Origin of the sequence: Burkholderia sp. Ax-1724, from assembly GCF_011752995.1 — a bacterium.
In the GTDB taxonomy this organism is placed as follows: domain Bacteria; phylum Pseudomonadota; class Gammaproteobacteria; order Burkholderiales; family Burkholderiaceae; genus Paraburkholderia.
In genome coordinates this window covers 71764-96123 of sequence record NZ_VWWL01000017.1, presented here as the reverse complement: position 1 = coordinate 96123, position 24360 = coordinate 71764, and the positions used below count along the sequence as shown (strand labels likewise).

Sequence of the window (24360 nt, the reverse complement as noted above, 5' to 3'; positions counted from 1 at the left end):
GGACACATCGGCCGACGGCGGCGCCATGAACGGCCGCCCTCCCTCATTCGACGGCCCCGCCCCGATGACTCGCACGGGCGCGCGACGATGACGCGACTCGCCTCGAACGGCGCCACCACAGCCACAACCCGCTCCCGCTCATGGCCGCGAGCGCGAGGCCGCCCAGCATCACGAGCGCTTCGAGCAGCGGACCGCCGAGCGCGCCGGTATGCAGCGGATAAACCACCGAGACAGCCCGCGCGCCGATATCGGCCTGATTCCAGCGCTGCGCAGCCAGTACCTTGCCCGTCACCGGATCGACCCAGAGCAGCGTGCGCCCGTTCGGATGCGGATCGTCGGGGAGATGCAGCCGGACGTGTACGGGCCGATCCGCTTTCGCTGGTGTCTGAACGAGGTAGACGCGCCCGTCCGGGAACACCGCGCGCGCCGCCGCCACGAGCGTATCGAGAGGCAGCGTGGCCTCGCGTCCGCGCGAGGCCACGGGCAATGCTGGCGCATGCAGCGACGTGGTGCCGCTGATCGTGGTGACGAACTTGCGCAGCGGCTGCCAGCCCATATAAGCGCCGGTCGCAACCGATACGGCGATCACGACCCCGAGCGTGGCACCGGCGACCCGATGCAGATCGAAAAGGCTGCGAGTCAGTCCTTTGTGCAACTCGATGCGCCACCCCACTCTCCAGTCGCGCGGCCACCATAAGACGAGGCCGCTTGCCAGAAGCAGCAGATAACCGAGCGCGACGATCGCCAGGATCGACCGGCCCACATCATCCAGCATCAGCGAACTGTGCAGTTTGAACAGGAAGTTGACGACCCCTTCGCTCTCGCCACGCCGCCCCAGTTCGGCGCCGCTGAACGGATCGAGATAGAGCGTGCCTCGCCACGGGCCGCGCACGATAACCGACAGGCTGCCGTCCGCTTCGCGAGGCGGCAGAAACGAGAAGCTCGCCTTCTCGCCGAATCCGGCACGCAGCTTCGATCTGATCGTTTCGAGCGGGAGCGCCTCGCGATGGGCGTGGGTGTTGTGGGTGTAGGCCGGCACCCTGAACAGTTGCGGATGCAATTGTTCGTCGAGAGGCGGCGCGATCACGAGCAGCGCGCCGCTCAGGCCGATGAGCCCGAGCATCCAGCCGAGACTCAGCGCGAACCACCGGTGCGCGCTGAGCCAGAGGTTACGCAGCCGTCGCATGCCGGACTCGTATCGTAAGGAAAGCCAGGTTCATCGCTACGTCAATCAAGGAGTGTCCTGCCTATGAAGCGCCGCGTGTAGTGTCGGGTTGACGATCGATGAGCGGCGTCAGTCGGCAAAGGCCATGGTTGCGTGTTGTCTTCGTCGCTCGAACGCGGCTCACGCTGAGCGTGTGAGTGACGACGGAACGTTTCGCCCCAAGAAACGAGCGCATTATAAATACTAATGGTTACCATTTTCAACTGTAATTTTTCTCCAGCAAATCATGACCTTTTCACTGTTTAAATTTTAAAAATACGGCAAATTTACGTATTTTCCCTAGCCATGACTACCCAACACCTCTCGAAATCATTACACAAACTTTTCAACTTGTGAAATAATGCAAATCATTCGCATTTGCATTTTCTTGAAAGTTGTGGCTCGCGCTCTTGCCTGAAGCGCTTCCAGCATGTCAGGCACTGCGGGTCCTTTCCGCGGTTGTCATCGTTTCTGGTTCTTCACATGATTCATTATTTAGTTAGCCATACTGAATTCCATCTCCACGACGTGAAACGCCGTCCATCGCGGACGCAAGCGGAAGCACGCCCCGTCATGCAGCGATAGCGCGATCGAAATGGACATCGCAGGGCGTAGCGGCTTGCGTCGGTATTCATCGCAGTCCTGGCCGCTTAGCCGCATCGCGCCAAACGCAGGACCGCTTTCCGCACCCGCGCATCCCTCTCTCCCTGTGCTGTTCCGGACCCAGGCGTCAACCGCGTTCGCGTCGTGGCGCCTCATCCGTATGCATGCTCGCCCGCCCCATTCGCTGGACTGCCGATGAACGGCCGCTGACTCCGCGGCGGACTTTGCGCCTGTCTGCACACCCGATCTCTCACCACCGACGTCCCACTTCCTCAGGAAAAGAAGAATGATTCGCTACAAGCGCCTTACCGTGGCCATGGCTTTGTTGCCGTTCGGCATGCCCGCCTATGCCGCCGACGCCGACGCGCCCGAGCCGGCGAAGGAGAACGTGCTGGAATCCATCAAGATCACCGGCAACTGGCTAGGCAGCCCGACCGAGCAGAAGCTGCTGGAACATCCGGGGGCTCGCACCATCGTCGAGCGCAAGGAGTTCGAAGAGCGCGGCGCCATGAACGTGCGCGATGCCCTGCCTGGGATTCCCGGTGTGCAGGTTCAGGATAGCAATGGCACGGGCGGCAGCGATATTTCGCTGAACGTCGGCGTGCGCGGCTTGACCGCGCGCCTCTCGCCGCGCTCCACGATTCTGATGGACGGCATTCCGCTCGCCTACGCGCCTTATGGCCAGCCGCAGCTGTCGCTGGCGCCGCTGTCGCTCGGCAACCTGGAGATGGTCGACGTGGTACGCGGTGCCGGTTCGGTTCGCTATGGTCCGCAGAACGTGGGCGGCATCATCAACTTCGTGACCAGGCCGATTCCCGAGCAATTCACCGCAAACGCCGCGGTCGGCACGGAGATTTATAGCCACGGCGGCGACGTGAAGACGATGCCCAGCGCGTTTATCGGCGGCACCAACGCCAAGGGCCTCGGCGGTGCGATTCTCTACTCCGGCACGCATGGCAACGGGTATCGCGAGAGTAACGACCGCATCGATATCGACGATGTGATCCTGAAGGGCGCCTATAAATTCACGGTCAACGACGATATCGCCGTCTCGCTGCACCATTTCGAAGGACAGGGACGCATGCCCGGCGGCCTCACCACGCAGCAGTACGCCGACGATCCGTTCCAGTCCACTCGCCCCTACGACGACTATACCGGCCGGCGCACCGACGGTTCGATCAAGTACACACACAAGGATGCGCTCAACAGTTTCGAACTCCTTGCTTATTACACGGACTCGTTCCGTGGCAGCCATATCGAACAGGAAGGCAGCGGGGCCACGGCCGGGCTTCGCCGCCTGACTTCCGCGCCGCGCGGCTACCATACCCTCGCGATCGAGCCACGCTATTCACGGCTCATCGACATGGGCAGCATCGTGCAGGAAATCAGCGTCGGCTACCGGTTCCTGAACGAAGCCAGTTCGGAGACGGCCGCCCGTACCGCGTATTACGATCCGAATAGCGGAATCGATGCGCGCACGCTGGCGTCACAGGCCTATCAAACGAGCCAGGGCGGCACGACCGCCAACGCGTTCTATATCGACGACCGTATCGACATCGGGCGCTGGACCATCACGCCGGGGCTGCGCTATGAAATCATCCGCACCTTCAACAACGTGACGAACCTGAGCAACGGCGCCGTGACGAGCGCGCTGTATCCGAAGATCGATTCGCACGTGGCGCTGCCGATGCTGTCGGTGCTGTATCGCGTGCAGGACAACTGGTCGCTGTTCGCCAATGCCGGGCAGTCATTCGGACCCGAGCAGTATTCGCAGCTCGCCTCGACGACGCAAGGGCTTCATCCCGAGAAGGCCACGACCTATGAACTCGGCACGCGCTTTAACGGGCCCACGTGGGGCGGCGAGCTGACGCTGTTCAATATCGACTTCGATCAGGAACTGCAATTGAGCCGCTCGATCGTCGGCGACGGGATATGGACGGACCTCGGCGCGACGCGTCATCGCGGCGTCGAGTCCGCCGTGCACTACGACATCGGGAACCTCGTACCGGCACTGAACGGGCTGTCGGTCTACGCGACCTATACGTACACGCAGGCGATTGCGAAGGCAGGTGTATTTGCCGGACGCGACCTGCCGCTCTACTCCCGGCAGGTCGCAACGCTCGGCGCGACCTACCGGCGCAATCAGTGGACCTTCAATGCCGACCTCTTCGCCCAGACGAAGCAGCATTCGCCGGGCGACCCCAACGCCGGCGCGACGTACGTCACGCAGGAAGACCCGACGGGACGCCTTGGCGACATCCCCGGCTATGCGACGGTGAACCTGCGCGCGGCCTACCATTTCGGCAAGGAACTCAACAACCTCGACGTGGCGGTGGGCGTCAAGAACCTGCTGGATCGCCGCTACTTCACGCGCTCGACCGATAACAACGGCGGGAAGTACGTGGGGCAGCCGCTCACGGTCTATATGCAGGCGTCGCTTTCGTACTGACCTTGAACGCGATGCCTGAAGATGCCGGCGCGACCCGTCGCGCCGGCATCGCGGTGCGCGACATCCTCGCGCTATGTCAGCGATCGCCTACGGTGTGGACAACAAACTTTGCGACAGATAGTCGAGCAATGCCGCAACACGCGCGGAGCGGATAACCTGCGACGGCGTGACCAGACTCAGATAGACCTGCGCTATTTTCCATTCAGGCAGCAGTTCGACCAGCTCGCCATGCCGCAAGGCATCCGCCACGACGAACTCCGGCTGTAGCGCTATCCCCATGCCGGCCAGTAGCGCCGGGATCAACGACTCGGCATTGTTGGTCCGCATCCGGCCGTCGATCGTCACACTGCATTCCTCACCGGATGCATGCTGGAAACGCCAGGCCAGAGACGTCGAATGACTCGCGTAGCACAGACACGCATGCGCGCCGATTTCCCGCGGGTGGTCGATCGGCCCGTGTTGCGCAAGATATGCCGGACTGGCGACGAGTATGCGTCGCATGAGGTACAGATTGCGGGCGCGCATGGACGCGTCTTCCGGCTCGGCAATCCGGATCGCCACATCGAAACCGCCCCCGACTATATCGACGACGGCGTCGTCGAACGATACTTCGATATTCACCTCAGGATAGCGCGCGAGAAACCCCGGTATCAGGGGCGCCACATACTTGAGGCCGAACGACATCGGCGCCGAGATGCGTAGCAGCCCCTTGGGCGCCCGCGCATGCGCCAACGTTTCCGCTTCGATCGACTCGAACTCCCGGACGATGTGCTTGGCGCGCTCCATCACGCTGAGGCCCGTCGGCGTGAGAGAGATTCGACGCGAGGTTCGATAGAGCAGCGTCGCGCCGAGTCGCTTCTCCAGCCTGATGACCGCCTTTGAAACCGTGGGTTGAGACATGCCGAGCGTTTCGGCCGCTTTCGCAAAAGAGCCTGTTGAGGCTACGCGCGCGAAAATCGCCCACGCTTCTAGATCGGGAAGACTTTGCATGCAATTGTTCTGAGGGTGGATTCCACTTGTTCTATTGGCCCGCCCTGGCAATCGGGTACAGAAGGCACTGCATACTGCCAACAGATGAAAAACGCTTCCAGGTGAAATGTTATCGGACCCGAAGCCAACTACAAATAGAACAAATGGAATAGAAGACATTCCATATCTGTCGCGAGGTGAAGGCTTTCGCGCCCGCAACCCTGGCGCGCCACACCCATTCGCAGCACCCCGCCCCGGCGCCTGAAAGTCGGCATGCAATCGCGCGGTATCGCGATACCATATCGGCTTACGTGATTTTCCCGACATGGCTTTCCCGACATCTTCCCGAAAGAACAGAACGGTATCCGCTCTCTTTTTCCATGCCAACACTCCCTGACCTCGAAGCGTGGGCCATCTTCGCGCGCGTTCTCGAAACCGGCTCGTTCGCGAAGGCGGCGGACTCGCTGGGCATTTCCCAACCGACCGTGTCGAAAGCCATTTCCCGCCTCGAACACAGGCTCGGCACGGCGCTCCTCTACCGCAATTCGCGCCAGCTTTCGCTCACACCGACCGGCGAGGTAGCCAAGGCACGCGCCATTCGCATCCTGAGCGAAGGGGAAGCCCTGGAAGCCGAGACATCGGCTCAGGTGATTCAGCCGCGCGGCATGGTTCGTATCACCGCACCGATGTCATTCGGAATCCGTTACTTCGCGCCGTTGATTCCCGCGTTCCTCGAACACTATCCAGAAGTGGAAATCGATCTCGTCCTCACGGATCAGATCGTCGATGTGGTGGCCGGCGGTTTCGACATGGCGATCCGCATTGCGGAGCTTCCCGATTCGTCGCTGCGCTCGCGCCGGCTTTGCGTCGTGAATCGACCGCTCGTGGCAACGCCCGCGTATCTGGAACGTCACGGGCGCCCCGCTCACCCGCGAGACCTCGCCCACCACGCCTGTCTGATCTATACGAATCTGCCGACCCCCGAGCTATGGCAATTCCAGCATGTCGTGTCCGGTGAAAAATGCGCGGTGCCGGTGAAGGGCCGCATTCGCAGCAACAACGCGGATGTGATCGGCCCGGCGCTTCTGGCGGCACAAGGCCTCGCGCTCCAGCCCGAATTCATCGTCTGGGACGCGCTCACGCGAGGAGAACTGATCGATGTGTTTCCGGACTGGCGAATCAGCCAGATCAACGTGAACCTCGTGACGCCGCCCAACATCCTGCGCCCGGCGCGCGTTACCGCCTTGCTGGACTATCTGGCGGAATGCCTGGCTTCGGCGCCGTGGGCCACCGTCGTTCCCTGAGTTGTCCTTCGAGTTATCCCCTGCGCTGCGCGGCCTACCACTGGTACTTGAGTTCGACGCCGGCGTAGTCCGCGTTGTGTCCGCCCGCGTGGCGAATCGAGTTGCCCACCTGGAAATGCACGGCTTCGATCGATCCGGTCAGGTTTGAGACGATCGTCCAGTCCGCTCGCAACTGGAGGTACATCCCGGTCCACAAGCTGCCTCTGCCCGCCGTGCCCGGCACGGCCTGATTGGCCTGCTGATACACGGCGTCGCCGGTCGTCTCGCGCCACTGGAAACCCAATGCGCCGAGTAGCGCGAGACTCGCCGTGGGTTTGAGCGTGATAGACGGTTTGACGTGAATGAGGTTCGCGTAGCCCGTATAGCCGGCCAGCGTGAAGTAATAGCCGTTCGGAAACAGCGCATTGAAGGTTTCAATCCGGCCATCGCGTGGATGCCGGTCGCCCGAGGCGGCATCGAGTTGCAGTGCAACGCGCGGCGACCACGGCATATCGAGCGTGTAGCCGGCAATCGAGCCGATCGCCCATGCAAGAATCGTGTTGCTGCCGACCGTTCCAGTCTGCAGCATGCCTTCGACGTCCCAATCAAAGTGCTCATGCGTGCCGGAATAGCGCAGATCCCAGACATCGCGGCGCTCGACACCGCTCGCGTCGAGGAACTGCGCGTTACTACGGTCATAGCGCGACCAGTAGCCGGAAAGATCGCCCGGCCCCACCGATTGCCGCTCGACACGCACGCCGCTGAAGGTGAGATGGCGATTCGACACATCGTCGAATACCGTAGCGTCGCGGTTCTGCACGGGCTGCGTCGCATAGGCAATGAAACGCCACTTCTGGTATTCGTAATCGGCCCAGAGTGCATCGAACGACTGACGCACATTGGGACCGTCACGCACGGAAATGAAACGCTGCAGGTCGAACGCCATCTGTTGACGCCCGACGCGAAGCTTGAGCGTACCGCCGCCGACCACGCTGGTGTAGGTCACGAAGGCCTGTTCGAGATCGAGCGGATTCTGGTCCACGGGCGTCACCACGTTCTTGCCGAATGCACGTGCGTCTTCGAGTTGCACGAAGAACTGCCAGTGTTCGGCGAGACGTGCATCGGCCTGGACCTCGATACGCTGGATCAGATACGTGTCCGCCTGCGCGGAGCCGATGCCGAACAGGGGTGCGTTATTGCTTTCGACACGCTCGCGCAGATTCGCGCCGAGCGTCAGCCACGACACAGGATCTCCGCCGAGCGGGACGTACTTGAGCGTATCGAGCGGTTCGCGCGGAACACAGGGATTAGCGAGTACCGACCAGTCTTCCTGCCAGCGGTTGAACATCACGACCGGCCGTTTGACATCGCACGCGGCAGCCGATGTGTCGGCGCTGACCACGGTACTGACCTCGGCATCCGCGTATGCCGCGTCCGCGGCAACCAGCAGTAGTCCTGATATCACCGCGATACAGATAGCCGTTTCGCGGCAACGCCTGCGCATCGTCGCCGGCTCGACGCTTGGCGCAACGATTGCGGCCACGCGCTTATCGTTGCGTAGCCGTGCACGCCACGGCCAGAATCCGCGCCGCCGCGCCCTCTCGCCCTCCCTCATGCGCACCCCGGCGTGGCCACGCGCTCGTGCTCTCAGGTCGTCAACGACAATCCCACGAGCGCGCAGGCGGGTACGAGCAGTGCCCAGAATCCCGCGTAGCGCAGTCCCATCGCCCCGGCCAGCGCGCCTGCCGCGAACGCGACGATCGCCAGCATCGTCTTCGCGAATCGCGCTCGTACCGCCGCGTGCATGGCCTCGTCCGCGCTTGCGGATAGCATGTCGAGGGCATCGAGGATCGCCTGGGTGACGTTGCCCGTCATCACGGTATGGGGCACACCGGGGCGTTGAATCAGCCGCGAATGCGCATTCTGCACGCCCATCGCGAGCGCGCCGATCACGCCCGTCGCGATGACCGGCAAGCTGTCGGACTGGGTAATCGGCGCCACCGACACGCCCGCGAGGCAAAAGCCGAACATGAGCACGGCCTGTACCGCATGAAGCACGCGCGCGCCCTGTCGGGCATGCCGCGCGGGAAGCGCTCGCACCAGCAGGCTGCTCAGCACGACACCGCAGACAAACGCGGGGAACACAGCCAGTTTGAGCAGAACGCCTGTGCCGAAGCCGGCGAGCGCGGCACCGATCAATACGAAATTGCCCGTCACGTGCGCCGTGAACAACCCGAAGAGCGCGGCGAAACCTAGCGTATCGACGAACCCGGCAATGGCGGCAAGGATCGTGTCCTCGTATTTCATTTCGACGCGACGGCGTGGATTTCGGCGATGTAGCCGCCGGGGAACTGCACGATCGCGGCATCGCGCCCGTCCGAAGTGAACGGCGGCACGAGTACGGTCGCGCCGGCAGCCTTCGCCTTCCCCACCGTCTCGTCGAGATTCGATACGTCGTACCCCGTCGTTTCCCGCCCGAACGGATAGGGCAGATGACCATCCGTCACGAGCACGGTCATCTTGCCGAAGCCGGACTCGATCCGGATGCGGCGGTAGGTATCGTTCGGCCGGCCGATTTCGACGCCCGGCGCCCTGGGCTCATCGGACACCACCTTGCCGTGCGAAAACTTCACGAAATCGTGCACCAGCTTGTGCACGCTATGCGGAGAGACGTAGACACGGTTCTCGGGCACGGTCTGCAACGCCGCGTAGTGAGGTACCTGGGTATGCCAATAGATCTGCATGTTCACGCCGTCCGCCCACGACAGGATCGCGTCGCGGCCGATCGGATCGGGGAACGTATCGACGATCACATCCGCGCCATGCGCGCGCGCCGCCTTCACGGCCGCATCCATGTCGGTCACGAGATAACCGGTACGCTCCGCGCCGAAAGGAGACGGGATAGGTGTCTTGAAGCCGAATACGGAAATCGTGCCCACCGGGGTGAACACGAGCTGCGACATGGTCTGACTGGGCGTTGGCGTGACCTGAAAAACGCCCTGCTGCGACTTGCTGCCGCCGAACGTCGCCACGAAGCTGTCGGTGAAGCGGTCGAAATCTTCCGGCGCGACGTAGACGTGCGTCGTGTCGTACTGCGGCGCCACGGCGACGGACGGAGTCTCGGCCTCCATCGCCGGTGGCTTCGCGAACGACACCGACGCGGCAGCGAGTCCGCACACGAGCATCATGCCAGGCAACGTCGAGCGAAGGGTTTTCATAACGGAATGTCCTTGTTGTCGTGTCGAGATGTTCGATCGGTCAGGTGTCCTTTACAGCGGCGCTTGCGGAACCACCGGACATGACCACGAGCACGCAGGCAGCAATCAGGCCAAAATGCTCGAAAAAACTGTTGAACGCCGTGAAGCGCGCAGCGCCCGTTTGATTCCAGAAGTCGTTCGCAACCAGCATCGCCACGGCCGTCAACATGCCGAGGCCGCCCGCGCCGAGCCACGTATATCGGCGAAATATCACGCACAACGAACCGGCGATTTCCACGACGACCGCCAGTGCCGCGTACAGTGCAGGCGGATGCAGGCCGAAATGCGCCTGCTCCGCGATTGCGCTGTCGAAGTGCAGCGCCTTGTCGACGCCACCAATCAGCCACGCCGACACGAGCGCCATCCGCACGAGCAATCCGATCCACGGCGGCTCAAGAAGCGCGCGGACCCAGGTGGGGTTGCCGCGCCCGCTCGTTGCCGCCATATCAGACCGCCCAGCAGGAACAGCCGAACGCCCCCCAGAAGCCCTTCGCGTCCGAAGTCGGCAAGGCGCTGCTCCATGCGCGCGCATGCGCATGGCCGTGCACCCCGCAGGCACTCGCGCAGCCGCACAGCGCCGCCGCGGCGGCACGTTGCAACGGCGCGCCGCCGCGTGACGCGGCGCCCCAGCCGCCATAACCACCATACTGGCGAACCGGCGACCAGTCGGGCATCGCCGGCGGAATCGGCGCATCGTACGAAGCGAACGGCCCCGCCCCCCAGACTATCCTGCCGCCCACGACCGTCAGCAAGGCGGTGGTGTCGGCGATATCGTCCTCGGCGCACGAAAAGAAGTCGCGGTCCGGCACCATCAGATCGGCAAGCTGTCCGGGCGCGATGCAATCTTTTCTGCCCTCTTCGTTCGAGAACCACGTCACGTACTCCGTCCACATGCGTAACGCCGTTTCGCGATCAGGCAAATTGCGCCGGGGATACATGCGCAGGCCGGCGATCGTCTTGCCGCTGACCAGCCATGCGAGCGAGACCCACGGGTTGTACGACGCCACACGCGTCGCGTCGGTGCCGGCCGACACCTTGATGCCGTTCTCCAGCATCTTCGCGATGGGCGGCGTGGCCTCCGCCGCCTGCGCACCGTAGCGCTCGACAAAATACTCGCCCTGATAGGCCATCCGGTGCTGCACCGCGATGCCGCCGCCCAACGCGGCGATGCGCTCCATCGAACGTTCGGAGACGGTTTCCGCATGATCGAAGAACCAGTGGATGCCGTCGAGCGGAATGTCTCTCGCGACCTTTTCGAACACGTCGAGCGCACGGCCAATGGTTTCGTCATAGGTGGCATGCAGCCGCCACGGCCAGCGATTCTGCGCAAGCACGCGCACCACGCCTTCGAGTTCGTCCTCCATCCCGGCTGGCAATTCCGGACGCGCAACGCGGAAGTCCTCGAAGTCGGCCGCCGAAAACACCAGCATCTCGCCCGCGCCGTTGTGGCGAAAATAATCCGTGCCGTCGTGATACCGGACTGCGCGGGTCCAGTTCACGAAGTCCTCCTTCTCGGCCTTCGGCTTCTGGGTAAACAGGTTGTACGCGACACGCACGGTCATTTCGCCTGCATCGTGCAGTTTGCGAATAACTTCGTAATCCTCCGGATAATTCTGCGAACCGCCTCCCGCGTCGATCGCACCGGTCACGCCAAGGCGATTGAGCTCGCGCATGAAATGGCGCGTCGAATTGTATTGATATTCGGGCGGCAGCCTGGGCCCTTTCGCAAGCGTCGCATAGAGAATCGCGGCGTTCGGATTGGCCAGCAGCAAGCCGCTGGGATGGCCCATGTCGTCGCGCTGAATCGTGCCGCCGGGAGGCTCCGGCGTATCCTTCGTATAACCTACCACGCGCAGCGCGGCGGCATTGAGCAGTGCACGGTCGTATAGATGCAGGATGAACACGGGCGTATCGGGCGCCGCCTCGTTGAGCTCCGCAATCGTCGGCAAGCGCTTCTCCTCGAACTGATGCTCGGTAAAACCGCCGACCACCCGCACCCATTGCGGCGCAGGCGTGATCGCGACCTGCCGCCTGAGCATCTCCATCGCGACGGCGAGCGAGCGCACGCCATCCCAGCGCAGTTCCATGTTGTAGTTCAGGCCGCCGCGAATCAGATGCAGATGATTGTCGATCAGACCCGGCAACACGGACCGCCCGGCGAGATCGATAACCTGCGTCGCGTGGCCCGCGAGCGGCATCACGTCCGCATCGCTGCCGACCGCGACGAAGCGGCCATCTGCAATCGCCACCGCGCTCGCGCTTGGGTTCGAGCGATCGAGCGTGGTGATGCGTCCGTTATGCAGAATCAGATCAGGTTGGCTGCCAGTTGTGCTCATGTGCGTATCCTCGCTTCGCTCACTCCGACTAAAGGCCCAGCAAGGGCTTGAAAACCGGGACAGCGTGCGCGCCGATCAACATGCCGAGCAGGCCGACGAGCGCAACCAGTGGCGGCGCGGGCGAGCGAACCTTGATTGCGCTATAGATCACGCCGATCAACACGCCCGCACCCAGTGACACCAGATACGGTTCCATGCGATCACTTCGCCGGCACGGCGGGCAGCGCCTCGTGGGTGGACGCCGTGCGCTGCGGTGCCTTGTGGACCATCGTGTAGGCATAGTCGATGCCCATGCCATAGGAGCCCGAATGCTCCTTTGCGATCTTCATGACGGCGTCGTAGGTTTCACGGCGCGCCCAGTCCCGCTGCCATTCGAGCATGACCTGCTGCCAGGTGACCGGGACGACGCCCGCCTGAATCATGCGCTGCATCGCGTAGTCATGCGCTTCCTTCGAGGTTCCCCCCGAGGCATCGGCCACCATGTAGATTTCGTAGCCGCCCTCGAGCATCGCGCACAAGGCGAACGTGTTGTTGCAAACCTCCGTCCACAGGCCCGACACGATCACCTTCTTGCGGCCGTTGGCGGCCAGCGCGTCGCGGACCTTCTGATCGTCCCACGAGTTCATCGACGTGCGCTCGAGCAGCTTCTGGCCTGGAAATACGTCGAGTACTTCGGGATACGTGAATCCCGAGAAGCTCTCCGACTCGACTGTCGTGATCGTGGTCGGAATACCGAACACCCTGGCCGCCTTCGCCAAGGCGACGACGTTGTTCTTCAACGTCTGCCGGTCGATAGACTGCACGCCGAAGGCCATCTGCGGTTGCTGGTCGATAATGATGAGCTGGCTGTTCTGCGGAGTGAGTACTTCAAGCTTCGGATTACTCATGACGTGTTTGTCCTCTGATCCGGAGATAAAAGAAGACCGCCTCTCCGTAACGATAGAGAGGAGCCGAAGAGGTGATGCGCCGGGAAATTCCGTCATCCAGCCCCAATCATTTAACACGCAAATCCGGCAAAAGAACATCGAACAAATGGAATCGAAACTATTCCAGAAATTGCGTATTAAATCGTCGTGCTGACTCTTTTCTTATTCGCGCAAAGCCGATACGCTTTAAAAAAAATCGCGGCGTAACAGTGTCCACACACCAGGTGCCCACACGCCAGTGGACGCCGCCACTCGGGCGTCAATGAGATTCGTGTCATGAAACCGTATGCATTCTCGCTGCTCGCCGGCATGCTCGCCGGTTTCGTCTACTACGCGATTAGCGTGCAGTCGCCGGCTCCGCCCGCCATTGCGCTAATCGGCCTGCTCGGCATGCTGGCCGGCGAACAGATCCTGCCAGTCTCACGCCGCATGCGTGCGGGTCTCAAGCTGAAAGCGGCGTGGGGCGAAGCGAAATGCAATCAACACATGTTCGGTACCCTGCCCGGTGCTCACGTGCCAGATGCGATCGCAAAAGATCGGCCGCCATCGTGATACGCCGTCATGTGCCGGCCGCGGCGAGTCGATATCTGGACGCGCTTTACATCACCGCAAGCAACTCATCCCCCCACGGAAAAAACGAGGCGACTCCTGCCTGCATCGCGGCGGCAGGCATGGGCCTCGCCTCAGGCAGATCGCGTGCGTTTGCGCGTCTTCACCAGTCTTTCCACCGCGCTCCCGGTCACGTCCTTGAATAACTCAACGTTGCCATAGGCCCGCGCGGCAAGCATCGCACCGTAGACCAGCGAGACGAGCATGGCCGCCTCGGTTTGAAACGACGAGCCCAATTTGATGAGATCGCTTTTCACGCCCGACTCGAGCACCTGTTCGAGCCACACAGTCAGATTATCGAAGAACGCTGTCACCACTTGCGCCACCTCTTCAGGCAACGATGGACGTTCGGCGCCAAGCATGCCCGCTACGCAGAACGGAGCCGTGTCGTCCGCAATGCAGCGCTCCCAATGACCGATATAGGCACGCAACTGCGCCATGGCATCGGCGCCGCTTTCCTGAAGTAGCGCCACGTCGGCGTCGAACGCTTCTTGCCATTCGTTCAGCACGGCGATCACGAGGTCCGTTTTTACGGGGAAGTGATGGTGAATGCTCGCCTTGCGAATGCCGATCGCTTCCGCGATGTCGGCATAGCTAAACCCGTTGTAGCCGCGACGCATGATGAGTTGCCGTGCCGCTGCCATGATCCTGTTTGCCGTCAGGTCGCCTGTTACTGTCATTTTGCCTACCATCTAGTCGGTTTGTTGTCAGGAAGTTTACGCGGAGAGAAACGCAATTTCCAGTTGCAAAAATTTTCTTGCATCCATTCCATCCTACTAGTAGGATGGTTACATCGAACAGGTAAAACCCTGTCGATTTCTCCGTTACCTCATCCTCTGGAGCATGAAAATGAAGATTGCCTCATACGTCACCCGCATCGCCGCCGCCGTTGCCCTTTCAGCCGCCGCTCTTGGCTCGCAGGCCGCCACGGCAGCGCCGATCAGAAACGTCGTCCTCGTCCACGGGTATTTCGCCGATGGCTCGGGCTGGCAAGCCGTGTCGAAAATCCTCACGCATGACGGCTATAAGGTTTCCGTCGTGCAGGAACCGGAAACCTCGTTCGACGACGACGTGAAGGCAACCACCCGCGTCATCGATGCGCAGAACGGCCCGAGCATCCTCGTCGGCCACAGCTACGGCGGCGCGGTGGTGACCGAAGCCGGCAACGACGACAAGGTCGCGGGGCTCGTCTACGTGGCCGCGTTCCAGCCGGACACCGGAGAAAGCCCACTCGAACTGACCAAAAAGATGCCGCCCGCGACCAAGGCCATCAAGGCGACCGCCGACGGCCATCTGTACATCGATCCGGCCAACTTCCGCCAGGATTTCGCCGCCGATCTCCCCGCCGCCGAAGCCGGTTTCATGGCTATCTCGCAGGTGACGCCCGCGGCACAATCGTTCGGTGTGCCAATCACACATGCCGCATGGAGAACGAAGCCGAGCTGGGCCGTCGTGGCGACCGCCGATCGCGCGATCAACCCTGATCTGGAACGCTTCATGACCCAGCGCGCAGGCAGCAAGACCATTGAGATCAACTCGAGCCACGTGGCCTACATGTCGCACCCGACCGAGGTCGCGAAGTTGATCGAGCAAGCCGCGGCGCAGGCCGGCAAAGAATGATGAAACGTCGCATGCCGCCTTCAGCCACGGCATTGAGCGAGGCGGCCTATCACAGTGTCGACATCGACCTGGTGAGCGAGATTGTTCTTTGGCTTGTGCGAGAGGCGGTTACGAAAGAACCGTGGGAGGCGATTGCGCTGGTCCGGTCGTAGACAATGCGGGCCGATGTCGCTTGCCGCGATCGAATAAGTTGCCATGGCCGGCAGCAATGCAGCAGCCTAGCCTAGCCGATACGGACAATGCGCTTACGAGACGCAATGCGAAAGACAGATTGCGCGCGAGAAACTCAGGACCCAACCATCACACGATGCCCAGAAACGACAAAAGGGTTACGCCGATCTCGACGTAACCCTTTGACTTTTTCTGGCGGAGCGGACGGGACTCGAACCCGCGACCCCCGGCGTGACAGGCCGGTATTCTAACCGACTGAACTACCGCTCCAGTCTTTACACCTTAGCTTGCGAGCGTCGGTTAATTCTCTGCAAGCTGCGCCGCTTTACTACTACTCGAATACTAAAGCGACGCTGATGTCTGGCGTCCCCTAGGGGATTCGAACCCCTGTACTCACCGTGAAAGGGTGATGTCCTAGGCCTCTAGACGAAGGGGACAACGTACTGTTTACATCTTTAATGAAAAAGCCCGTTCAGATTTTTTGAACGGGCTTTGTCTGGCGGAGTGGACGGGACTCGAACCCGCGACCCCCGGCGTGACAGGCCGGTATTCTAACCGACTGAACTACCACTCCAGTCTTTACACCCTAGCTTGCGAGCGTCGGTTAATTCTCTGCAAGCTGCGCCGCTTTACTACTACTCGAATACTAAAGCGACGCTGATGTCTGGCGTCCCCTAGGGGATTCGAACCCCTGTACTCACCGTGAAAGGGTGATGTCCTAGGCCTCTAGACGAAGGGGACATAATCTTTTCAGATCTGTCTTTAACTCGCTGCCAACTTACGCTAACTTGTTCAGTTATTTCGTTTCGTCAACTGCGAAGACCGTTACTTTAACTACGTTTCAGTGATTTGTGAAGTCTTTTTTTCTACAACTTTCAGACTTCGTAACCACTTTAACTTCTCTGCTCCGTTGGTGGAGGTAAGCGGGATCGAACCGCTGACCTCTTGCATGCCATGCAAGCGCTCTCCCAGCTGAGCTATACCCCCTTGCAGATCAGAGAAACGAGATTTTAGAGGGCGATCTGCGCTTTGTAAATACCCTTTGAGCAATTACATGCGATTTTTTCGCCGGCACGCAAAACCTTGCACGCGCGCCGAAACGCGTCTGCTCACCAACCGCTCAGGCGAGCGCCTTTTCAATGCGGCTGACGACAGCGTCACGCCCGAACAGCATCAGCACGCTATCGATCGACGGCGTATGCGTCGTGCCCGCCACCAGCAGACGAACCGGCATCGCGAGCTGCGGCATCTTCAGCTTGTGCGCACCGAGCGTGGCCTTCAGCGCGGCGGCAATCGCCTCCTTGCTCCATTCGACGGTCTTCAACGCAGCGGCGAGTTCCGCGAGCGCCGGACGAACCGCCTCGGTCACATGCTGCGCGAGCGATTCGGCATCCGGAGCCGGCACGCGATAGAACATCGCCGCATTCTGCGCGATCTCCTTCACGGTCGATGCACGGTCCTTCATCAGCCCCACCACGGCTGTCAGATCCGGCCCCTGCGCGAGCGTGGCTTCGTCGATACCCAGTTCCGCGAAGAACGGCTTCGCAAGCTCGGCGAGGCGCGCGTTGTCCGCCTCCTTGATGTAGTGCGCGTTGAGCCAGTTCAGCTTGTCGTGGTCATACTGCGCGGGCGATTTGCCGAGATGCTCGAGATCGAACCATTCGACGAACTGCTCGCGCGTGAAAATCTCCGCGTCGCCATGCGACCAGCCGAGGCGCGCGAGATAGTTGACCACCGCTTCCGGCAGATACCCGCCGTCGCGATACCCCATCACACTCATTGCGCCGTGCCGCTTGCTCATCTTTTCGCCCTGCTCGTTGAGCACGGTCGGCAGGTGTGCATAGACCGGCGGCTCGCCGCCGAGCGCGCGCAGGATGTTGATCTGGCGCGGCGTGTTGTTGACGTGGTCGTCACCGCGAATCACGTGCGTGATGCGCATATCGAGGTCGTCGATCACGACGCAGAAGTTGTAAGTGGGCGTGCCGTCCGGACGCGCAATCACGAGGTCGTCGAGTTCTTCGTTCGAAATCTCGATACGGCCTTTCACCGCGTCGTCCCACGCGACCATGCCCGCCAGCGGATTGCGGAAGCGCAGCACCGGCTGCACGCCCGCGGGCGGCTGCGGCAGCACCTTGCCCGGCTCAGGGCGCCACGTGCCGTCGTAGCGCGGCTTTTCGCCGGCTTCACGCTGACGCTCACGCAGTGCATCGAGTTCTTCGGTCGACATGTAGCACGGGTAGACGAGCCCCGCGTCCTGCATCTGCTTGAGCACTTCGCGATAACGGTCCATGCGCTGCATCTGGTAGAACGGGCCTTCGTCGAAATCGAGGCCGAGCCATTGCATACCCTCGAGAATCGCGTCGACGGATTCGGTGGTCGAACGCTCGACGTCGGTGTCCTCGACCCGCAGCACGAAGGTCCCTTTCATCTTGCGCGCGAACGCCCACGGATAGAGCGCGGAGCGGATGTTGCCGAGGTGGATGAAGCCGGTGGGACTCGGTGCGAAACGGGTACGAACGGAGGTGGTCATTAGCGATTACTCGGAAAACAGGCGCCAGCGCCCGAGCGAACAGCCCGCAAGGCGCGGCAGCGGACCGTGCCCATGCGGCGCACGACGCTGCGCATGAACACGAGGGAAATAAGTGCAAGGGTCGAATTATACCTTCCGCACACGCGTTGCCGCCCTCGTCCGAATGGCCAGGGGCGTTTGCGCAGAAGCTGTCCGAAGAGGTTTCCGAGCGCTCGGAAGCCCCTGCCGGAGGATAGTTCGAAGCATTTGCGATTGACGGCGAGCTGCCGGCTCGGGCGCGGACATCGCGGCCTACGTGCAAGACAAAACCGTGCGTCCACGCAGGCCATCAGCGGTCATTGCGAATCCGGGTAATGCTACGCATGCCCCGGCCTCCACACGCGAGACTCCCCCGAAAACCGCGCTGCTCACCTCGCCCACCACACCCGAATACTTCCTCTGCAACGTTTCATTACAGCGCGCCGCGCGAGCCGATCCTTTGCTTTATGATGTGCGCGCTGCAATCGGACACCCAGTCGGAAAAGCTCGATTGGACGTCATCACGCAGCGCGCAATCGCCGTCGGCGATCCGTTGCGCCCGAGGTCCGGCGGCAAGCTCGCCTGAACCCAGTTCGCCCCTCGGGCTGATCGCGGCACGCGCGGCGCCACCGCGCTGCCCGCGCCGTTGCTGGAGAATCCTGTTGAAACCGTCATCCCTCCGTTTGAGCCGCCGCAACTTCTCGCTGGCGGCCGCATCCGCGGTGCTCGCCGCCTGCACCACGACCGGCAGCACAGTCGATAGCACACCGGTCGCCGCCACGCCCACCACTCCCCCGCCGCCCGAAAAAGCCGAGAAGCCTCTGCGCGTCGCGCTCGCGCTCGGTGGCGGCGCCGCGCGCGGCTTCGCGCATATCGGCGTGATCAAGGCGCTCGAGGCGCGCAATGTCCAGATCGATCTCGTCGCCGGCACCAGCGCCGGTTCGGTCGTCGGCGCGCTGTACGCGTCGGGTATGAACGGCTTTGCGCTGAACAAGCTCGCGCTCGCGATGGACGAAGCCTCGATCAGCGACTGGGCCATGCCGTTTCGCACGCGCGGTTTCCTGCAAGGCGTCGCGCTGCAGAACTACCTGAACACGACGCTGCACAATCGCCCGATCGAAAAGATGGTCAAGCCGCTGGGCGTGGTCGCGACCGATCTGCAAACCGGTCAGCCGATCCTGTTCCAGCGCGGCAACACCGGCATCGCGGTGCGTGCGTCGTGCAGCGTGCCGTCGATTTTCGAGCCGGTGAAGATCGGCGGTCACGAGTATGTGGACGGCGGCCTCGTGAGCCCCGTGCCGGCGTCGTTCGCGCGCAAGATGGGCGCGGATTTCGTGATCGCGGTCGACATCTCGCAGCGCCCTGAAACCGGCGTCACCACGAGTTCGTTCGACGTGCTGATGCAAACCTTCACGATCATGGGCCAGACGATCAAGGCCTACGAGCTCGACAAGTACGCCGACATCGTGATCCGCCCGAATCTCGCCGCGATGAGCGGCAGCGACTTCTCGCAGCGCAATGCGGCGATCCTCGCGGGCGAGGAAGCCGTGGCGAAGATGATGCCGGAGTTGCAGCGCAAGCTCGCCGCACGCCGGCTAGGGGCGTAAGCGGTTCGGGTTAAAAGCCGGTACGAGCCGCCGCGTACGATCGTACCGGCATACCGGTGTACCGGCGGCGAGACCGCATCCCCATCGCAAAATGCGCACATGAAATGCAAAAAGCCTGCTTCAGACGAAGCAGGCTTTTTTATCGCCAATGCGGCGCGGAATCAGTTATTCCCGCCGATCGTCGCGTTCACGCGCTTGCGCAGATCGTCGCCGTCATACGAGGTCTCGATCCGGCGTGCACCCGTGAAGCGCTTTTCCCAGTAGCCGTCATCCAGGTCGTCGACGCGGATCGTGCTGCCGGTAGACGGCGAATGCACGAACTTGTTGTCGCCGATATAGATGCCCACATGCGAGAACGTACGGCGCATCGTATTGAAGAACACCAGATCGCCCGGCTTCAGGTCGCTCACGCGCACCTTTTCGCCCACCCGGCTCATTTCCTCGGCGCGGCGCGGCAGCGCGAGGCCCAGCGTGTCCTGGAACACGTAGCGCACGAAACCGCTGCAATCGAGCCCCGAATCCGGCGTATTGCCGCCCCAGCGGTAGCGAACGCCGATCATGTTCAGCGCGCCGACCACCACGTCGCCCGCTTTGCCGGCCATGCCGGAAAGGAACGACCGGGTGCTGCCGCTATCGCTGTCGGCCGCTGGGCTTTGAGTCTGGGGAGTGGAGAGGGAGGAAGAATTCGACCCGCTGGTGGTCGAATAGGAGGCGTTCTGATTGAAACTGCCGGGTTCGTCGGCGAACGCGCCGGGAGCTGCTGCCATCAGGACGCCAATGAACATCCCGGCGACGACGCGCGTGCAAGCCTGGGTTAGATTTCCTTGCTGCATTGGTCAGTAGTTTTTGCCTAAAAATCAGTGGACTGCGAAAAAAAGTTTGGTCGATAGTAGCCAGTAAGTATTTGTGTGTCAAAAGAAATAGAAAAATTCAATCGAGATACACTCCCAATTGTTAAAGGAGTGAAAAATCAACGGTCAAGCGCTGCTTTCAGCAGCTTTCGCGTGTAAGGGTGCGACGGCGTCGCAAAAACCTTCTCGGCCTCCCCGCTCTCGACGATCGAACCGTTCTGCATCACCACGATACGGTGCGCCATCGCCCCGATCACCTCGAGATCGTGGCTGATGAACACGAAGCCGAGATTGTATTTCTGCTGCAAACCGGCGAGCAGTTTCAGCACCTGCTGCTGGATCGACACGTCGAGCGCGCTCGTCGGTTCGTCGAGGATCAGCACGCGCGGCTCCAGCACCAGCGCCCGCGCAATCGCAATGCGCTGCCGCTGGCCGCCCGAGAATTCATGTGGATAGCGATACAACGCCGTACGGTCGATGCCGACTTCGCGCAGCACCGCAATCACCTTGTCGCGCCGCGCCTCGGGCGTCATCGTCGGCCGATGCAGCGCGAGCCCCTCGCCGACGATGCGCTCGATCGTCTGCCGCGGCGAAAGCGAACTAAAAGGATCCTGAAAGACGACCTGCATAGTCGAGCGCAAGGCGGTCTTTTCCGCGCCGCGATAGCTGCCGAGCGCCCTGCCCTGAAATTCGATCTCGCCGTGCGCGGTGCGCTGCAGGCCGAGCAGCGCCATCGCGAGCGTCGACTTGCCCGAACCCGACTCGCCGACAATCCCGAGCGTCTCGCCCTGGCGCACCGACAGGTTCGCCGCGTCGACCGCGCGAAAATGGCCGGAGCCGAACCAGCCGCGCAAGCCCGGCAGCTTCGTTCTGAAATCGACCGAGACCTCGCGCGCTTCGAGCAGCACGGGCGCGATCGGCATCACCGGCACGACCGAGCGCTGCGGCCGGCTCGCGAGCAGGCGCTGCGTATACGGATGCCGCGGCGCCTCGAACAGCTGTTCGACCGGCCCGCTCTCGACGAGCACGCCCTGCTCCATCACCGCGACGCGCTGCGCGAAGTGGCGCACGAGGTTCAGGTCGTGCGTAATCAGCAGCACGGCCATGCCGCGCTTCTGCGCTTCGTCGCGCTGCAGTTCGAGCAGCAGCTCGACGATCTGCGCGCGGATCGTCACGTCGAGCGCCGTGGTCGGCTCGTCGGCGAGCAGCAGACGCGGACGGCACGCGAGCGCCATCGCGATCATCGCGCGCTGCCGCTGGCCGCCCGACAGTTGATGCGGATAGCTGTTCGCACGCTTGCCCGGCTCGGCGATGCCCGTGCGCGCGAGCAGCTCGACCGTGCGCCGCGCCGCCTCGCTCGCACTCGCGCCGTCATGCGCGACGATCGTCTCGGCAATCTGGTCGCCGATCGTGTAGAGCGGATTGAGCGCCGTCATCGGCTCCTGGAAGATCATCGCGATGTCGGAGCCGCGCAGGCCGCGCATCGCGCGCTCGCTTTTCGCGAGCAGGTCCTCGCCGTCGAAACGGATCGTGCCGCTCACCTGCGCGTCGGCCAGCAGCCGCAGCACCGACAGCGCGGTCACGCTCTTGCCCGAGCCCGATTCGCCGACCAGCGCGACGCGCTCGCCGCGTCCGATCGCGAGCGTCACGTCGTTGACCGCGACGGTATCGCCGAACGTCACGCGCAGATGATCGAGTTCGAGCAGCGGCTTCTCCGCCGCCGCGTCTTGCGGATTACCTGGCAACGTGGCGCTCATTGCTGACCTCCGGCACGCATCGCATCGGAGATGCGCGTGTCGAGCGCATTGCGCAGCGCGTCGCCCATGAAGGTCAGCAACAGCAGCATCGCCACGAGCACGCCGAAGGTGGACACCGAGATCCACCACGCGTCGAGATTCGCCTTGCCTTGCGCGAGCAGTTCGCCAAGGCTCGGCGTTGGCGCCGGCACGCCGAGACCGAGAAAGTCGAGACTCGTCAGCGCCAGAATCGCACTGCTCATGCTGAACGGCAGGAACGTGATGACCGGCGTGAGGCTATTCGGCAAAACATGACGCCAGATGATCTGCCAGTGCGAGAGGCCCATCGCGCGCGCGGCGCGCACGTAGTCCTGCTGGCGATTGCGCAGGAATTCGGCGCGCACATAATCGGACAGGCCAATCCAGTTGAACAGCGAGAGCAGCACGATCAGCAACGCAAAGCCGGGTTCGAAGATCGACGAGAAGATGATGAGCAGATAAAGCTGCGGCATCGCGTTCCAGATTTCGATGAGGCGCTGCCCGACGATATCGGTTCGTCCACCGAAATAACCTTGCACGGCGCCGGCGGCAATGCCGAGTATCGTGCTGATTACCGTGAGCACGAGGCCGAATTCGACCGACACGCGAAAGCCGTATAGCAGCCGCGCGAACAGATCGCGGCCGCGGTCGTCGGTGCCGAGCCAGTTTTCGCGCGACGGCGGCGCCGGGTTCGGCGACGTCGAGAAGTAGTTCAGCGTGTCGTAGTAGTAATGGTTCGGCGGATACAGCGCGAAGTTGCCCGGCGCGTCAAAGCGATGTTTGATGTACGGGTCAAGATAATCGGCCGGCGTCGGGAAGTCGCCGCCGAAAGTGGTTTCCGCATAGGTCTTGAACATCGGGAAATACAGGTGGCCGTCATAGCGCGCAACGAGCGGCTTGTCGTTCGACCACAGCGGCCCGGCGAGGCTCGCCGCGAACGCGACGAGAAAGATAACGAGGCTCCAGTAGCCGAGCCGCTGCTGGCGAAAACGCCGCCACACGCGGCGCGCGGGCGTGGGCGACACGAGCGCGCGCGGCAATTCGCTGCGCGCCGTCGCATCGGCGGAAAGGCGGGCTCGATTCATCAGCGCTCCAGTTGTTCGAATTGGATGCGGGGATCGACCCACACATAGCAAAGGTCGGAGATCAGCCGCGTGACGAGGCCGATCAGCGTGAACAGATACAGCGTGCCGAGCACGACCGGATAGTCGCGCCGCATCACCGATTCATACGACAGCAACCCGAGCCCGTCGAGCGAAAACAGCGTTTCGATCAGCAGGCTGCCGGTGAAGAACGCGCCGATGAACGCGCCCGGAAAGCCGACGATCAACGGCAGCAACGCATTGCGGAACACGTGCTTCCACAGTACGCGCCGTTCCGACAAACCTTTGGCGCGCGCGGTCAGCACGTACTGCTTGCGGATTTCGTCGAGGAACGCGTTCTTCGTCAGCATCGTGACGACCGCGAAGCTGCCGACCACCGAGGCCGTGATCGGCAATGCGATATGCCATAGATAGTCGAGGATCTTGCCGAACAGGCTCAGCTGGTCCCAGTTGTCGGACGTGAGGTTGCGCAGCGGAAACAGCTGCAGGAACGTGCCACCGCCGAACAGCACGAGCAGCAACACGCCGAGCACGAAGCCCGGAATCGCATAGCCGATCAGCACGACGAGGCTCGTCGCGATGTCGAAGCGCGAGCCGTTGCGCACGGCTTTCGCGATGCCGAGCGGCACCGATATCAGATACGTGAGGAAGAACGTCCACAGGCCGATGCTGATCGACACCGGCAGCTTCGAGACGATCAGCGACCACACGCTTTGATGGCGAAAGTAGCTTTGCCCGAGATCGAAGCTCGCGAAGCGCCTGAGCATCAGCACATAGCGTTCGAGCGGCGGTTTGTCGAAACCGTAGAGCTGCTTCAGTTGCGCGACCTGTTGCGCGTCGACGCCGCTATGCGCGCGCAGGCCGAACGGCGCGGCGCCCTCCGCGCCCTTGCGCAGCTCGTGCTGCATCTGCTCGACCGGTCCGCCCGGCACGAACTGGATCACGGCGAAGGTCAGCGTGAGCACGCCGAGCAAGGTCGGGATCATCAGCAGCAGACGTTTGAGGATGTAGCTCCACATAGGCGGTGTTCCGGTGCGACAGCGTTGAGG

The 24360-nt window shown here is 62.3% G+C and carries 20 protein-coding genes and 5 tRNA genes; 5 read left to right on the top strand and 20 right to left on the bottom strand.

Going from position 1 to position 24360, the window contains the following annotated elements:
• Positions 1-43: 43 nt before the first annotated feature.
• Positions 44-1186 carry a PepSY-associated TM helix domain-containing protein gene (locus F3J19_RS20515; protein ID WP_167045140.1) on the bottom strand — a complete coding sequence of 381 codons (1143 nt, stop codon included), beginning with the start codon at positions 1184-1186 and terminating at the stop codon, positions 44-46.
• A 958-nt stretch (positions 1187-2144) separates the two neighbouring features.
• Here F3J19_RS20515 and F3J19_RS20510 point away from each other — a divergent pair.
• A complete protein-coding gene (locus tag F3J19_RS20510) occupies positions 2145-4256 on the top strand; it encodes a TonB-dependent siderophore receptor (protein WP_240159118.1) in 2112 nt (703 codons plus the stop codon).
• Positions 4257-4343: 87 nt separating this feature from the next.
• Here F3J19_RS20510 and F3J19_RS20505 read toward each other — a convergent pair whose 3' ends face one another.
• Complete coding sequence (locus F3J19_RS20505; protein WP_167045136.1) at positions 4344-5246, bottom strand: LysR family transcriptional regulator; 903 nt, start codon at positions 5244-5246, stop codon at positions 4344-4346.
• 359 nt (positions 5247-5605) lie between these two features.
• Here F3J19_RS20505 and F3J19_RS20500 point away from each other — a divergent pair, with 359 nt between their 5' ends.
• Complete coding sequence (locus tag F3J19_RS20500; protein ID WP_167045380.1) at positions 5606-6529, top strand: LysR family transcriptional regulator; 924 nt, start codon at positions 5606-5608, stop codon at positions 6527-6529.
• Between the two features lie 34 nt (positions 6530-6563).
• On the opposite strand, the gene F3J19_RS20495 is transcribed toward F3J19_RS20500, so the two are convergent.
• The 7 genes from F3J19_RS20495 to F3J19_RS20465 all read right to left on the bottom strand — a co-directional run bounded on the left by F3J19_RS20495 (position 6564) and on the right by F3J19_RS20465 (position 12988).
• Positions 6564-8012, bottom strand: a complete 1449-nt coding sequence (locus F3J19_RS20495) for an alginate export family protein (RefSeq protein ID WP_167045377.1) — start codon at positions 8010-8012, stop codon at positions 6564-6566.
• A 143-nt stretch (positions 8013-8155) separates the two neighbouring features.
• Complete coding sequence (locus tag F3J19_RS20490) at positions 8156-8815, bottom strand: YoaK family protein (protein WP_167045133.1); 660 nt, start codon at positions 8813-8815, stop codon at positions 8156-8158.
• The gene (locus F3J19_RS20485; RefSeq protein WP_167045130.1) at positions 8812-9726 is read right to left on the bottom strand and encodes a glyoxalase; all 915 of its coding nucleotides are present in this window, start codon (positions 9724-9726) and stop codon (positions 8812-8814) included. Before F3J19_RS20485 ends, F3J19_RS20490 begins: the two co-directional genes overlap by 4 nt.
• A 40-nt stretch (positions 9727-9766) precedes the next feature.
• Positions 9767-10210 (bottom strand): DoxX family protein, encoded by a 444-nt coding sequence (locus F3J19_RS20480; RefSeq protein ID WP_167045127.1) that lies wholly within the window; start codon positions 10208-10210, stop codon positions 9767-9769.
• A gap of 1 nt (position 10211) precedes the next feature.
• A complete protein-coding gene (locus tag F3J19_RS20475; protein WP_167045124.1) occupies positions 10212-12101 on the bottom strand; it encodes an amidohydrolase in 1890 nt (629 codons plus the stop codon).
• Between the two features lie 28 nt (positions 12102-12129).
• Positions 12130-12297 carry a DUF1427 family protein gene (locus tag F3J19_RS20470; protein ID WP_167045120.1) on the bottom strand — a complete coding sequence of 56 codons (168 nt, stop codon included), beginning with the start codon at positions 12295-12297 and terminating at the stop codon, positions 12130-12132.
• 4 nt (positions 12298-12301) lie between these two features.
• The gene (locus F3J19_RS20465; protein ID WP_167045117.1) at positions 12302-12988 is read right to left on the bottom strand and encodes a hydrolase; all 687 of its coding nucleotides are present in this window, start codon (positions 12986-12988) and stop codon (positions 12302-12304) included.
• Positions 12989-13303: 315 nt separating this feature from the next.
• Here F3J19_RS20465 and F3J19_RS20460 point away from each other — a divergent pair, with 315 nt between their 5' ends.
• Entirely contained in the window at positions 13304-13579 is a 276-nt protein-coding gene (locus F3J19_RS20460) for a XapX domain-containing protein (RefSeq protein WP_167045112.1), read from the top strand.
• A 131-nt stretch (positions 13580-13710) separates the two neighbouring features.
• Here F3J19_RS20460 and F3J19_RS20455 read toward each other — a convergent pair whose 3' ends face one another.
• Positions 13711-14328, bottom strand: coding sequence for a TetR/AcrR family transcriptional regulator (locus tag F3J19_RS20455; protein ID WP_240159111.1), 618 nt, complete (start codon positions 14326-14328; stop codon positions 13711-13713).
• Positions 14329-14485: 157 nt separating this feature from the next.
• On the opposite strand from F3J19_RS20455, the gene F3J19_RS20450 reads away from it, so the two are divergent.
• Positions 14486-15256: an alpha/beta hydrolase gene (locus F3J19_RS20450; RefSeq protein ID WP_167045109.1), complete on the top strand. Its 771-nt coding sequence runs from the start codon at positions 14486-14488 to the stop codon at positions 15254-15256.
• A 364-nt stretch (positions 15257-15620) separates the two neighbouring features.
• On the opposite strand, the gene F3J19_RS20445 is transcribed toward F3J19_RS20450, so the two are convergent.
• The 6 genes from F3J19_RS20445 to gltX form a co-directional block, all read right to left on the bottom strand.
• Positions 15621-15697: transfer RNA gene (locus F3J19_RS20445), tRNA-Asp, on the bottom strand.
• Positions 15698-15788: 91 nt separating this feature from the next.
• Positions 15789-15864 (bottom strand) — tRNA-Glu (locus tag F3J19_RS20440).
• Positions 15865-15924: 60 nt separating this feature from the next.
• Positions 15925-16001: transfer RNA gene (locus F3J19_RS20435), tRNA-Asp, on the bottom strand.
• Between the two features lie 91 nt (positions 16002-16092).
• Positions 16093-16168, bottom strand: a tRNA-Glu gene (locus tag F3J19_RS20430).
• 170 nt (positions 16169-16338) lie between these two features.
• Positions 16339-16414: transfer RNA gene (locus tag F3J19_RS20425), tRNA-Ala, on the bottom strand.
• 133 nt (positions 16415-16547) lie between these two features.
• Complete coding sequence (gltX, locus tag F3J19_RS20420) at positions 16548-17957, bottom strand: glutamate--tRNA ligase (RefSeq protein ID WP_167045106.1); 1410 nt, start codon at positions 17955-17957, stop codon at positions 16548-16550.
• Between the two features lie 680 nt (positions 17958-18637).
• On the opposite strand from gltX, the gene F3J19_RS20415 reads away from it, so the two are divergent.
• Positions 18638-19582 carry a patatin-like phospholipase family protein gene (locus F3J19_RS20415; RefSeq protein WP_167045103.1) on the top strand — a complete coding sequence of 315 codons (945 nt, stop codon included), beginning with the start codon at positions 18638-18640 and terminating at the stop codon, positions 19580-19582.
• Positions 19583-19743: 161 nt separating this feature from the next.
• Here F3J19_RS20415 and F3J19_RS20410 read toward each other — a convergent pair whose 3' ends face one another.
• The 4 genes from F3J19_RS20410 to F3J19_RS20395 all read right to left on the bottom strand — a co-directional run bounded on the left by F3J19_RS20410 (position 19744) and on the right by F3J19_RS20395 (position 24330).
• Positions 19744-20415, bottom strand: a complete 672-nt coding sequence (locus tag F3J19_RS20410; RefSeq protein ID WP_167045100.1) for a C40 family peptidase — start codon at positions 20413-20415, stop codon at positions 19744-19746.
• Positions 20416-20552: 137 nt separating this feature from the next.
• A complete protein-coding gene (locus F3J19_RS20405; protein WP_167045097.1) occupies positions 20553-22190 on the bottom strand; it encodes a dipeptide ABC transporter ATP-binding protein in 1638 nt (545 codons plus the stop codon).
• On the bottom strand, positions 22187-23293 hold the full coding sequence (locus F3J19_RS20400) for an ABC transporter permease (protein WP_167045094.1): 1107 nt from the start codon (positions 23291-23293) through the stop codon (positions 22187-22189). Before F3J19_RS20400 ends, F3J19_RS20405 begins: the two co-directional genes overlap by 4 nt.
• A complete protein-coding gene (locus tag F3J19_RS20395) occupies positions 23293-24330 on the bottom strand; it encodes an ABC transporter permease subunit (protein ID WP_167045091.1) in 1038 nt (345 codons plus the stop codon). Before F3J19_RS20395 ends, F3J19_RS20400 begins: the two co-directional genes overlap by 1 nt.
• Between the last annotated feature and the right edge of the window lie 30 nt (positions 24331-24360).